Below are 13564 nucleotides of genomic sequence, written 5' to 3'. Positions count from 1 at the left end.
ATGAAGGGTTCAAAACCAAGGAGGTTGACTTCATGCGTTCTTATATCAAATGTTTTGTTTTGATTGTGGTTTCCATATGTTTATATGCACCATCAGCATTTGCGCAGCACAATGTATCGAAGATTGAGGGAAGTAATCGATATGAGGTGGCAGTTAACGCTGCAAAACGAGGCTGGTCGACAGCACCTACAGTTGTTTTAGTAGGCGGTGAAGCTTATGCTGATGCGCTAAGTGCTGTGCCGTATGCCTTTCAGCAAGGAGCCCCAGTGCTGTTAACGAATACTAGCAGTCTTTCAGGTGCAACTAGGTCAGGTCTTCAGCAGTTGAAAACGAAGCGTGTTATCATTCTTGGCGGAACCGCAAGCATTTCTCAAAAAGTCGTAGCGCAGCTAAAAGCAATGAATCTATCCGTATCGCGAATACAAGGAAAGAATCGATATGAATTGGCGGCAAACGTTGCTAAGCAAATGAAGAGTGTTGATACAGCTGTGATTGTGAATGGTTCTGCTTATGCAGATGCTGTGGCGATTGCTCCATATGCTGCAAAACAGGGCTTTCCTATTTTATTAACCGATGCAAAAGGGCTGCGGCAGGAAACAGCCAATCTATTAAAAAGCAAAGCGGTGAAACGGACGATTGTGATTGGCGGGGCAACAAGTGTCAATCAAGCAGCCTATCAAAAGCTGCCATCACCCGTGAGAATCAGCGGAGCCAATCGGTATGAAGTGGCAGCCCGAATTGCGAAAACATACCCGATGAAGACAACCCAAACGTATATGAGTAACGGCTATGCATATGCCGATGCGGCAGCTGCGGCAAGTACGGCAGCCAAGCAAGGGCAAACCCTTCTTCTTACAGACGCTCAATCAGTGCCAGATGCGATTCGTCGTGTCATTGGGTCTAAAAAGATTTCAACATTTACAGTGTTGGGCGGAACATCAACCATACGAACCAGTGTGATCACACAGCTGAAAAATCATGTGTTAGGTGAAACCATCTTTATTGATCCAGGTCATGGTGCACAGGATGTTGGAGCGGTAGGAAATGGGCTGTTTGAAAAAAATGTTAATCTGGATGTCGCGTTAAAACTGCAAGCAAGGCTCAAACAAGCGGGTGCGCTGACGGTCATGTCTAGAACATCTGATACATTTGATTCCTTGCAAACACGTGTAAGCAAAGGATCACAGGCTGGTGCGGATGTGTTCATCAGCATCCATGCCAATGCAAATGATAATAGCGGTGCAAATGGAACAGAAACGTATTATGATGCGACGTATGCTTCGGCCAATAGTTTAAAGCTGGCACAAAAGGTACAGCCCCAGATGGTGAAAGCCCTTGGCACAAGAGATCGCGGTGTGAAGGCAGCAGGATTCTACGTGATCAAGTATTCAAAAATGCCCAGCATCTTGCTTGAAACAGGGTTCGTAACCAGTCCGATTGATGCCAGTATATTAAAATCATCGACTGCCAAGGAGCGGCTGGCTTCAGGAATCGCAGCAGGTGTATCTCAATATTTTGAATAAAATAGATCGAATGAACGATATGTCAAGTTAAAAATACATTTCATTTCAGGTTATTTTTGTTATAATCGAAACATAGAGGGTGGGTTTTTCACGTATTTGCCTTCCAATGACAGCAAATCGACAAATCATGAAGAGGTGACGATCTTGAAAAAATTAATCACAATGCCGTTTTTAGTCTTACTTCTAGGTGTAATGCTCACAGCATGCGGCACATCAAATCAGTCAAACGATAACAATACGGATAACAGCAAAAAAGAAACAACTGAAGCAGCAGATCAAAAGAAAGAAAATGCAACAGATGAAAAGACGGAAGACAAGTCCGCAAGTGAAAAAGCAGATGATGAAAGCAAAGAAACAGCTGCTCAAACAGAAGACCAAGCAGGTCAATCTGATGAAGATGCAAAAGAAAGCTCTAGTAAGGAAATCACAAAAGAAGAAACGACAAACGATCAGTCAAAAGCTGAATCTAAAACAAAAAAAGAATCTACAACGAAGAAAAATGAAGTCACCAAAGAAGGCACATATGTCGGTTTGGCTGATGGACATACAATTGCTGTCAACATTGATGGAAAAGAAGTAGCCATTCAATTCGGAAATACATTTTCTAAACAAGTGAACAGCCTAAAAGAAGAATCAAAAGTGAAAGTAACTTATACAAAAGATGCAAATGGAACGCTTAGACTGAAGACGATCGAATCCGTAAAGGCAAAATAAAAAAAAGACACGTAGACCCGCAGAAATGCGGGTCTTTTTTACGTTTAAAAGGGCATAACTTGATATAAGGGCACATTCTTAACACACTTTTACAAGACTTAACAGCCCATTTACATTTGCTTAATGTTGCTCTGCTAAACTGACTTTCATAGAACATCTCTTTACACAACAACTACTTTGAATGGTGAGGTGCAGGTCAGTGAGCGCAGAGAAAGCGATGAACCTTTACAGAGAATATGAAGTGAGACGAAACCACTCTTTTGCTTTAACAGAACATATGGTTCGATATTTATTTGCAAAACGTTTCATAGATGTCGTGTTCTCGTTCATCGGATTGATGTTGAGTACGCCAATCATTTTACTGTTTGCCCTTTTAATTAAGCTAGAAACACCAGGGCCAGCCTTTTATATGCAGGAAAGGGTCGGAAAAGACGGTGTCTACTTTAAATTATGGAAGCTCAGATCGATGAGAACCAACGCAGAAAGCGGAGGAGCGAAATGGGCGCAAAAAAATGACCCTCGTATCACCAAAGTGGGGGCATTCATCAGAAAAACAAGAATTGATGAACTGCCGCAATTTATCAACGTGTTAAAAGGAGAAATGAGTATTGTAGGTCCACGTCCTGAAAGACCAATGTTTACTGCCGAATTTAATCGGACGATTCCAGGCTTTACAAAAAGACTGACAGTGAAGCCGGGGCTGACTGGTCTTGCTCAAGTAAATGGGGGATATGAAATGAGTCCAAGTGAAAAATTATCACACGACTTACAGTATATTCAAAACTTGACATTTTCTCTCGACACGAAGATTATGGTAAAAACGTTAAAAGTCATCGTGACTGGTGACGGAGCCAGATAAGTAAAGTAGGGAAGAGAAATGGCAAGTATGAAAAATCGCCTGCTGGGCGGAGCAAAATGGACAAGCTTGTCCGCATTGATCATTACCATCATCCAAATTGCACAGTTCGCCTTTTTAGGAAATGTAATGTCACTGAAAGAATTTGGACTCGTTGGCATGATCACAACGGTCACAATATTTACACAGATTTTACTTGATCTAGGCATCGGTGCTGCGATCATTCAAAAGGAACAAACGACGGAACGTCAATTATCTACATTATATTGGATCAACTTGCTGACGGGAATTCTCTTGTTTTGTGTATTGATCCTCGCAAGTCCCTTGATTGCTACCTTTTATGCCAGACCTGAGCTGGAAGGCTTGCTCAAGTTATTATCAATCATGTTTCTCATTGCACCAATTGGTCAGCAATACCAATACATGATGCAGAAAGATTTAGCCTTTAAAACCTTAAGTACGATTGAGACGATAGCGACGATCATTTCGCTGATTGTTCTACTTATCCTAGCCTTTTTTATCAATCCAATTGTGGCCTATGTGATCTCTCAAGTGCTGCTTCAATCAGGAAAAGGTCTCATGTATGCAGCGGCTTATTGGAAGAAGTGGCGCCCAGCATCCGTTTTCGCATTAGGGGAAGTGAAAGAGTTTTTCTCCTTCGGGGCTTTCCAGCTTGCGTCAAGACTCGTCAATCGGGCAGGCTCAAACATCGACATGATTTTAATAGGACGGTTTCTTGGAGCAGAAGCTTTAGGGATTTACAGCCTGGCTTATCAAATCGTCACAATTCCGGTGCTGAAAATTAACCCGATTGTGACGAGAGTGGCTTTCCCAGTTTTCGCAAAAAGTCAGCGTGATCACTCTAGGCTGCGTGAGGGCTTCCTCAGCATGACGAATATGCTTGCACTCATTAGTTTTCCACTACTCATTGGTCTTGCTGCCGTATCAGATAGCTTTATAGAAGTGGTGTTTGGAGAGAAATGGCTAGTGGCGGTCCCGGTTTTGAATATTTTGTGCATTGTCGGTCTACTCCGTGTGCTGATGAATCCAAATGGTTCCATCCTTCTTGCAAAAGGGAGAGCTGACTTAGCATTTTATTGGGATACAGGCATGCTCATCGTATATGGATGCGCCTTATATGCAGGAGTCCATACTGGCAGTCTATTGACTGTAGCTTGGGTCTACTCAGGGGTCAGCCTGCTGAACTTCATTGTCGGCAGGTGGCTGATGGCTTATGTCATTCAGCTAGATATGAAGGTGTATGTAAAATCACTCGTAAAGCCTGCTGTCATGACGCTGTTAATGGCCGCCTGCGCAGTGACTGTTCATCAAGGGATGAAGCTGACATCAGCGGATATACTGCTTCAATTACTACTGACGATTGGTTTAAGTGCGGCTTTATATAGCTTGCTGCTTGTCAAAATGTATCCGCAGATGGCAGGGAAATTATGGAGAAGAGGTCGTTCGTCATGAAGGTGCTATGGCTGACAAGTGTATATCCTAGTGAAAAACATCCAAGTGAAGGCGTCTTCCATGAAACGCAAGTGCAGGAGCTGGTCAAACAGGGCGTAGAAGTGAGCGTGATTTGTCCTACTCCTGTCAATCCGCCCATCTTACGGATGCTTAAAGCTTCCTATCGTCAGAGAAAAGATCTTCCCCAGCAGGAAGTGAGGTGCGGCGTGCCGGTTTACAGACCGCCCTATACAGCGCTGCCTGGACAGCTAAAATGGGCTCAGCCGAGTAAACGAATCGCAGCTTCTGTCCTGCGCACAATGGAGCGTTATGAACTGTCACCGGATTTCATCCATGCGCACTTTGCCATGCCGTCTGGCGGCGCAGCAGCTGTGATCAAAAAGGAAGCAAACATCCCTTATCTTCTGACCTTACACGGCAGTGATGTGAACGTCTATCCAACCTATAGTCAAGGGGCGCTTGCAGCCTTTAAAGCAGCAGTAAAACAGGCGTCTGCTGTTCTCACAGTGAGTGAAGAGCTGGCAAAGAAAACACATGACATGACAGAGGTGGATGCACAATGCCTCCCGCTTGGAATTCCGCTCAAGTCATTTTCTAGAACACTGGGGGATCAAACAGCCATCAGAAAGCAGATTGGTTTACCGCTTCACGACAAGCTCGTCGTTTATGTCGGCCGTTTAGTCAAAGAGAAAGGTTTGCTTGAATTAGCGGAAGCTGTCAGCGGGATGGAGGGTGTAAAAGTCGTCTTTGTCGGAAAAGGCCCCCTCGCAAAGGAGCTGACCGAACGGGCGGGAGAATCCATTATACTCCCTGGGCAGATGCCGAATGAACAAGTCAAACATTATTTAATGGCAGCTGACCTGTTTGCCCTTCCATCCTACAGTGAAGGAATGCCGACTGTCGTCCTTGAGGCGCTCGCTTTAAAACTGCCTGTCATCGCAACACGGGTTGGTGGTCTGCCATCACTATTTTCTACCTATCAACATCTGCTCATTGAACCGCGTTCAACGAGTCAGCTAAAAGAAGCGATTCACGCTTATCTTTATGAAAATAGATGGAACGAGCAAGTGAAGACCGATCTTCACCACATCGTCCATACAGATTATTCATCATCACATAATGCTACGCTCCTGATTCAGCAATATGAAAAGGTGCTGAATCAATCAACATCCACCGTTTAAACAGGATGAAATGTGCAAAGACTGATAGATAAACAGTTTGGAACGACCAATATGCTTTTACTGAGAGGATGAAACATGTTGAAGAAAATTGCTGTGATTGGAACAGGATATGTCGGGTTAGTATCGGGTACTTGTTTTGCTGATATCGGAAATCGCGTCATTTGTTGTGACATCGACGAATCAAAAATCAACAGCTTAAAAAGCGGTCTCGTTCCAATTTATGAACCGGGCTTAAAGGAATTGATTGAGAAGAATACAGAAGAGGGAAGATTGTGTTTTACAACCAATATTCCCGCTGCAATTCGAGAATCAGAGATTATTTATATTGCGGTAGGAACACCAATGACACCTCAGGGGGAAGCGGATTTAACATTCGTGAAAGCTGTGGCTCAAACGGTTGGGGAACACCTGAATGGCTACAAAATCATCGTGAATAAGAGCACAGTGCCGGTTGGAACAGGACGTCTTGTTCAAGCCATTGTTCAAAAGGCTTCACGCAGTAAATATCCATTTGACGTCGTCTCCAATCCAGAGTTTCTGCGGGAAGGTTCAGCTATTCAAGATACGATGAATATGGAGAGAGCGGTCATTGGCTCTACAAGCGCACATGCATCCACGATCATTAAAAAATTGCATGATCCGTTTCAAACAGAAGTAGTTGAGACCAATCTAGAAAGTGCAGAAATGATTAAGTATGCGGCAAATGCCATGCTCGCCACAAAAATCTCATTCATCAATGACATTGCGAACATTTGCGAGAGAGTTGGTGCTGATGTGGAAAAAGTCAGCGAAGGCGTTGGGTTAGACAGCCGGATCGGGCATAAATTTTTAAAAGCAGGCATTGGATTTGGCGGTTCCTGTTTCCCAAAAGATACGATGGCTCTTCTCAAAATTGCCGAGACAGCTGGCTACCGGTTCAAGCTGATCGAATCTGTCATTGAAACAAACAACCACCAAAGAGCCCATCTTGTCAGCAAACTGATGAGTGTGTTCGGTGATATTAAAGGAAAAACGATTTCCGTTTTAGGGCTCGCATTTAAACCAAATACAAACGATATGCGTTCAGCGCCAGCACTAGATATTATCCCAATGCTGAGAGAGCTCGGAGCTTTTGTCAAAGCCTATGATCCAATTGCTTATGTAGAAGCAGAAAGAGAGCTTGGCCCGCAGGCGGTCTTCAGCAATGATCTCTATGAAACAGTGAAAGATACAGATGCTTGTCTCATCTTAACGGAATGGGATGACGTACAGAAGATGGATAAGGATCAGATCAAGCAGCTGCTTCGTTCTCCCATTTTAATTGATGGAAGGAATTTGTTTGATCCAGCAGAAATGAAAGAGAGAGGATTTATTTACCAGTCCATCGGCCGCCCAGGCGTATGGGAAACAGAATTGGTATCGAAGGCACAATAATAGGGGGAACTTGGATGAAGAAAGTATTGGTAACTGGGGGAAGTGGATTTATAGGATCTCATACGGTAGAGGCTTTATTAGAGAAAGGTTATGAGCCCATCGTTCTTGATAACTTTTCAACTGGATCGAAGGAAAATATCGCTCATCTTTCTGTACAATGCATTGAAGCAGATGTCACAAAATCAGAAACGGTCGATTTGATCAAACACATTGCACCAGATTATATCATTCATCTTGCAGCGCAAGTGAGTGTAGCCGTTTCGGTTCAACATTTCGTCTACGACGAAGAGGTCAATATTAAAGGTTCGTTGCATGTGATCAAAGCAGCGGCTGAAGCCGGGGTGGAGAAAGTGGTGTTTGCCTCATCGGCAGCAGTCTATGGAGACCCAGTCTATCTGCCGGTCGACACAGCTCATCCACTGCAGCCTGGTTCACCTTATGGCTTGTCGAAACTGACAGTTGAACGATACTTACAGATGGCAAAATCACTCTATGATGTGGACTATTGTATTATGCGGTACAGCAATGTATATGGTCCGCGCCAAGACGCACTTGGTGAAGGCGGTGTTGTCTCAATTTTTTCTGACAAGTTTGCAAAGCATGAGGCACCTTTCATCTTTGGAAACGGGGAACAAACAAGAGATTTCATCTATGTAGGCGATCTAGCCGCAGCGAATGTTGCAGCTTTAACAGCTCAATCAAACGTTTGTTTAAATATCTCAAGTGGTTATTCCATCACGGTGAATGAGCTGTTTCAAACGATGAAGCGAGTCACGAGATCAGATCTTGAACCGATTTATAAGCCTCAGCGTGCAGGAGATATTGTGCATAGTACATTGGAAAATGAGGAAACGAAACAAGTCTTAGCATGGGAGCCTGTTGTGACTTTACAAGAAGGTTTGGCTCGTACCATTTCCTACTATGAACAGGAAGTAAAGGCTTAATCCCTCAAATCGGATGGGTTGCTTAGGAGGAACAAGGGTATGAGTGTGAAACAAACAGCATGGCAAATCATAATCGGATGTATTTTATTAGCAGCAGGTATTTGGCTTGTACAAATGGCATCTACACAGCCTATCGGGTTAAAGAAGATGGTGGTCATTCCGGTTTTGATTGTGGTGCTCATAGCGGCTGCTATATGTATGAAGCTCTATATGAATGGTGAGCACATATTCATGTCAGCCATTTACCTTTTGATTGCATTAACATTTCTCAATAACGCTTTTTTCTCTATCAGTGCCGGATTCTTTAGTCTCTTTCTCTACCGCATCATGCTCTTGGCTGTCTTTGCTTTATTCATATGGCGGATGAGGGACAAAGGAACGTACATATCCCAGTGGCAGCAAATTCGCGTTAAAGGCATTCTTGGTTTTTTCGCTGCATGGTTTCTTTACGGACTCATCTCACTGCTTTGGGCTCATTCGGTCACAGACGGCCTGAAATATATGTCTCTTCTTGCGATGGGAATGGGTTTTGTCTTTCTTGTGGTCATGTACATTCAGCGAATGGATCAGATCGTGACTTTTTATAGTATTTGGCTAATCATGACCGTATTTGTGATGGGAATCGGGTTCTATAATCACTTGACCTTGAACCATTTACCGAATACCTCATTGTATCTTGGACCAGCATACAAACAGCACTATCCTACAGCTGTCTTCTTTAACCAAAATGATTTTGCGACTTTTTTATCTATTAGCTTTTTCTTATATGTGGCGTGCATGCGCCAAATGAAAAATGGTTATATCAAAGCGTTCGGATTACTAGGAGCCATCTTAGCGCTGTATCTCATTTTGTTAACAGAATCGCGCGCCAGCTTGCTTGGCATATTAGCTGGAGCGGCAATCTATGTATGGCTGTTGATGCCTCGCTTTTTAAAAAAGTGGTCCATCATGGCAGCAGGCGGGCTTGTTATCATCTGTATCGCCATTTTTTCAGCCAAAATCTATTCTGTCTTTTATGACTTGTTTCTCGCTTCTCAGGTCGCTCATTCTTTTAGCGAACCACTTCCGTCCAACATTGCCCGGGCGAATTTAATCAAAAACGCTTGGTATTTCTTTACGAATTCATACGGTTTCGGAGTCGGAGCGGGCAATGTGTCTTATTACTTAGCTCACTTTTCTATCTTTGATACAGATCAGGTCGTGGAAGTCCACAATTGGCTGCTAGAGGTGATGACGAATTTTGGGTTTGCCGTCATGCTAGGTTATATCTCAGTGTATGCCTATCTCATGTTCTCACTGTACAAACAATACCAATTGGCTGACACGAGATCAGCCAAGATGATCATTGAAGGTCTATTTGCTGCCATGCTGAGCTTTCTCGTCTCAAGTATCAGTCCGAGTTCGGTCTCGAATTTATATTTCCACTGGGTGTTTCTAGGTCTAGTGATCGCAGCGGTCAATATCATGAAAAATAAACAGCGCTTCAAGCCGTGGGCAAACGTGTGATGCTGAGTTTGTATGGCTACACTAGTGAAAAAGCAAATACGTCAATGTTGGGAGAATGAGCATGTCTGGTTTTATGTTAAGAATAGGGAAGCGAATGAAAAAATATATCGTATGGCTTGTGCTGCTGCCCGTTGTATTGGCTGCTTTTGGTTTCTTTTTTGCCAAGGGGACAGTAGAACAGTCTAGTTACACAGCTGCTGTGACCTTGACGCTTGGGAAATATGACGACGGTGTGTATAACAATATGGAAGAAGTGACATCTCTATTAAAAAGTGACGCATTTCTGAATCAAGCACTCCGTGATGTAAAGGAAGAAGAAAGGCAAGATGTGAAAAATCGTTTGATTCTCACGAACCAGTCCGATACACAATTGCAGTTGTCGTTTACAGATGCTGATCAAGCTCGAGCTTTGGCAGTAGTGAAACAAGTGTCAGATACATTTTTAAAGCAGGACAAAGCCTTATTTACGAAAAGACAGCAAGTCATTGAAAGGAGACTATCCGCTCTTGAAGATGAATCTGTCAGCAATGACTCCAAGGTCGATAAAGAACGATTTTTATATGAATTGGAATCGACAAAGCTCGGGATGAAGCAGGCAAAGATTGTCGATCCTGCCCAAGTGCTTGATGAAGCAGGCAAAGGCATGTCAGCGAAAAAACGAGCACTGCTTGGACTTGTCATTGGCCTTAGCATCTCGCTTATGTTTGTGGTGTTACCTGAAGTGTTCAAAGAATCTTAATGATGAACTGGAGATGAGTCTTAGGTGAACAATCAACCGTTAGTATCAATTATTACACCGGCGTATAATGCGGAACGTTATTTAACGGATACAGTTCATTCCGTCCTTGCCCAAACCTATTCCAACTGGGAGCTGATAATTGCAGATGATTGCTCAACAGATGGCACAAGGAAGTTGTTAGGGGAATTAAGTCAGACGGACGACAGAATCAACGTCATTTATTTAGAGGAAAACGGGGGAGCCGCTATTGCTAGAAACACCGCCATCAAACAGGCGAAAGGCCGCTTTATCGCTTTTTTAGATAGCGATGATATGTGGAAACAGACAAAGCTCGAAAAGCAGGTCAAGTTTATGTTAGAAAATGATCATGCCTTTACTTTCACGGCATATGACATCATTTCAGAAAATGGAGAGCCATTACAAAAAACCGTCACAGCTCCGGCTCAGTTGAACTACAATGAAGCTTTAAAAAATACGATTATCGGCTGTTTGACGGTGATGCTCGATCTTCAACAAGTAGGACACGTGGAAATGCCAAACATTCGAACAAGGCAGGACTTAGCCACATGGCTCTCTATTTTAAAAAAAGGATTTACTGCCTATGGAATGAGTGAGCCGCTCAGTGAATATCGCATCGTGGGAAACTCGATTTCTAGTAACAAGTGGAAAGCAGCGAAAAAAACATGGTTTGTCTATAGAGAAATTGAGCAGCTTCATTTTGTGAAAGCATCTTGGTGTTTTATGCACTATGCCACAAATGCTGTCAAAAAGCGCTTATAAACAGAAGGGAAAAAAGGTGATAAAGGTGAAAGCAGAGTCGATCATACATGTGATTGTCGCAACGGGAGAATGGGGACACGATGGCCTAAGGTACAGACGGCATCGACTGGCGGAATTTCTTGCATCTGATCCAGAAACGAAAGAGGTCATCTGGGTATGCCCATCTGCCAATCGTCATTCAGCTCCCTTTCAGCCTATAACGGATCGAATGAAGCAAATGACCATTCCTGATGTGCTCAAGAGCAAGTTTTTTCGCTTTGGCCGTTATCAAGATATGTTTTATTTTCATAAATTATCTCCTCTTCTTGAGCATTTGCGTCAAGAAGAAAAGCAGGGCATAGCCGTCTGTTTATGGTATACGTTTCCGGGATTTCCGCTCTTATCTTCTTTATTTGAATGGAAACATATTGTGTATGATTGCAGTGACCTGTGGGGAGAGCCCATCAGCGGAAAAAACAACATTCTCTCTTATATGAGACAGCGAGTCATTGTAAAAGCTGAAAACCGCATTATTAAATATGCACACAGCATTACATGCTCTTCACAATACTTACATGATCAAATCAAAAAAAGGCTCATGGGTGAACCGAAAGATGTCTTTACAGTGGAAAATGGTGTCGAGTATGATGTGTTTGCAAAAAGCAACCTTCCTAGCAGGGAAGACGTGCTAGAGGGAAGAGAGGGAACGGTTCTTGGCTTTATAGGTGGGATCAAGCCGAAGCTCGATTTTGACATGATCGCTCAAGCTGCTCGCATGCAGCCAGATTGGACATTTTTATTTGTCGGTCCGGATGGAACGAATGGAGATCCATCTTTTCAGCATGCACTCAAACTGCCCAATGTCCTATGGACAGGAGCAGTCGCACCAGAAGAAGTGCCTGCTTATATGAAATTAATTGATGTAGGGATGATGCCATACAAACAGTCTCCTTACAATCAAGCGGTTTTTCCGCTCAAGCTGTATGAATTTTTAGCTGCCGGAATCCCTGTTGTTGGTTTAAATCTTCCATCAACGGAAAGGCTAAAAGAGAATGATGTGTATGAATATGTAGAGGGCGAAGATCCAGCTCTCTTCGTAGAAGCCTGCCAGAAAGTGATCAGTAAAAAAGATGACATGACATGCAGACATCTAAGACAAAGCCGGGCAAAGAAAAAAGATTGGCACGCACTGTTCACAAACATGGTGGAATTAACGAATATTAAAGAAAACGCATAATTCATTCAGGATTGTGCGTTTTTATTTGTTTCTTCTTCTTAGGGGGAGCTTGTGATCATCCTATATTCAATTGTATAATGGAAAGAGCGGCCAATATACAAAATACAGATTTCAATTTAGAAGGAGACTGACCTATGGATTACGAACGCGCCTTATTAGCGTTTTTTGTCTCTCTGGCTACAGTTTTAATTGTGACACCAATCGTCAAAAAGTTTGCAATTAAGATTGGTGCAGTGGACCAGCCGAATAAACGAAAAGTTCATGATAGAGTAATGCCTCGAATGGGCGGTTTGGCGATTTTTATTGGGGTAGCGGCTGGAGCACTAGCAGGCGGGCTGTTTCTACATAATAAAATTACAGCTATATCAGTTGGCGCTGTACTCATCGTCATTTTAGGTATATTTGATGATAAATATAATTTAAGTGCAAAATTTAAATTTCTTGTGCAAGTTCTCGTTGCTTGCTTAATCGTGAGCACGGGCTTAAAAATGGACTTTTTCTCTGTTCCTTTCTTAACAGATCGACTGGAGTTAGGATGGATGGCATATCCCCTGACTGTACTATGGATTGTTGGGATTACAAATGCGATCAATTTAATTGACGGATTAGATGGACTGGCTGCCGGAATTTCGGTTATCGGTTTAACCACGATTGCCGTCATGGCATTTTCTGCGGACAAGATCCTGATTCTTTCGTTATCTCTTGTCGTCATTGGCAGTACCATCGGTTTTCTTTTTTATAACTTCCATCCAGCAAAAATATTTATGGGTGATACAGGTTCGTTATTTTTAGGCTATATGATCTCGGTCCTGTCACTTTTAGGATTGTACAAAAGTGTTACTTTGTTTAGTGTTGTTGTCCCTGTAATTATTTTAGGTGTGCCTATTTTTGATACGACCTTTGCGATCATAAGACGAATATTGAATAAACAGCCTATCTCATCACCTGACAAATCACACATCCATCATCGACTGATGGCCTTTGGCTTATCACATCGAATGGCAGTGATTGTGATTTACATGATTGGCTTAGTCTTCAGCTTAAGCGCGATTTTGCTGACAAGTGCCACCATTTGGCTGTCATTGATCATCATCTTTTTACTGGTCATGTTTATGCAAGTTATCGCTGAAGTCACTGGTTTGGTGAACGAAGAGTTTAAACCATTTACGAAATTCTACAAAAGAATGGTCAAAAGACAATAAAAAACAGCCCGTTCCTT

Annotated in this window: 12 protein-coding genes; all 12 read left to right on the top strand. The window is 42.8% G+C overall.

Annotated features, from left to right (window positions below; all coding sequences use genetic code 11):
- The first annotated feature begins 32 nt into the window (after nucleotides 1-32).
- Nucleotides 33-1523, top strand: a complete 1491-nt coding sequence (locus tag MHI20_RS10565; protein WP_100324718.1) for an N-acetylmuramoyl-L-alanine amidase — start codon at nucleotides 33-35, stop codon at nucleotides 1521-1523.
- Between the two features lie 144 nt (nucleotides 1524-1667).
- Nucleotides 1668-2237, top strand: coding sequence for a hypothetical protein (locus MHI20_RS10560; RefSeq protein ID WP_019743577.1), 570 nt, complete (start codon nucleotides 1668-1670; stop codon nucleotides 2235-2237).
- A 199-nt stretch (nucleotides 2238-2436) separates the two neighbouring features.
- The gene (locus MHI20_RS10555) at nucleotides 2437-3096 is read left to right on the top strand and encodes a sugar transferase (RefSeq protein WP_008348294.1); all 660 of its coding nucleotides are present in this window, start codon (nucleotides 2437-2439) and stop codon (nucleotides 3094-3096) included.
- A gap of 18 nt (nucleotides 3097-3114) precedes the next feature.
- On the top strand, nucleotides 3115-4566 hold the full coding sequence (tuaB, locus tag MHI20_RS10550) for a teichuronic acid biosynthesis protein TuaB (protein ID WP_340938092.1): 1452 nt from the start codon (nucleotides 3115-3117) through the stop codon (nucleotides 4564-4566).
- A complete protein-coding gene (gene tuaC, locus MHI20_RS10545) occupies nucleotides 4563-5747 on the top strand; it encodes a teichuronic acid biosynthesis protein TuaC (protein ID WP_340938090.1) in 1185 nt (394 codons plus the stop codon). The genes tuaB and tuaC overlap by 4 nt, the downstream gene beginning before the upstream one ends.
- Nucleotides 5748-5822: 75 nt before the next feature.
- Nucleotides 5823-7160: a UDP-glucose 6-dehydrogenase TuaD gene (gene tuaD / locus MHI20_RS10540; protein WP_017368147.1), complete on the top strand. Its 1338-nt coding sequence runs from the start codon at nucleotides 5823-5825 to the stop codon at nucleotides 7158-7160.
- 14 nt (nucleotides 7161-7174) lie between these two features.
- A complete protein-coding gene (locus tag MHI20_RS10535) occupies nucleotides 7175-8104 on the top strand; it encodes an NAD-dependent epimerase/dehydratase family protein (protein WP_340938087.1) in 930 nt (309 codons plus the stop codon).
- A gap of 39 nt (nucleotides 8105-8143) precedes the next feature.
- Nucleotides 8144-9610, top strand: coding sequence for a teichuronic acid biosynthesis protein TuaE (tuaE, locus tag MHI20_RS10530; RefSeq protein WP_072367396.1), 1467 nt, complete (start codon nucleotides 8144-8146; stop codon nucleotides 9608-9610).
- A 61-nt stretch (nucleotides 9611-9671) separates the two neighbouring features.
- The gene (tuaF, locus tag MHI20_RS10525) at nucleotides 9672-10349 is read left to right on the top strand and encodes a teichuronic acid biosynthesis protein TuaF (RefSeq protein WP_024719248.1); all 678 of its coding nucleotides are present in this window, start codon (nucleotides 9672-9674) and stop codon (nucleotides 10347-10349) included.
- Between the two features lie 24 nt (nucleotides 10350-10373).
- Nucleotides 10374-11129 carry a teichuronic acid biosynthesis protein TuaG gene (tuaG, locus tag MHI20_RS10520; RefSeq protein ID WP_008348281.1) on the top strand — a complete coding sequence of 252 codons (756 nt, stop codon included), beginning with the start codon at nucleotides 10374-10376 and terminating at the stop codon, nucleotides 11127-11129.
- Complete coding sequence (tuaH, locus tag MHI20_RS10515) at nucleotides 11098-12345, top strand: teichuronic acid biosynthesis protein TuaH (RefSeq protein WP_256688752.1); 1248 nt, start codon at nucleotides 11098-11100, stop codon at nucleotides 12343-12345. Before tuaG ends, tuaH begins: the two co-directional genes overlap by 32 nt.
- A 134-nt stretch (nucleotides 12346-12479) precedes the next feature.
- Nucleotides 12480-13547, top strand: a complete 1068-nt coding sequence (locus tag MHI20_RS10510) for a glycosyltransferase family 4 protein (RefSeq protein ID WP_024719245.1) — start codon at nucleotides 12480-12482, stop codon at nucleotides 13545-13547.
- Nucleotides 13548-13564: the final 17 nt, after the last annotated feature.

This window comes from Bacillus sp. FSL K6-1106, assembly GCF_038005245.1.
Taxonomy (GTDB): Bacteria; Bacillota; Bacilli; order Bacillales; family Bacillaceae; genus Bacillus; species Bacillus altitudinis.
Note: the sequence above shows the minus strand (reverse complement) of the source record. Positions and strands in the feature narration are given on the sequence as shown.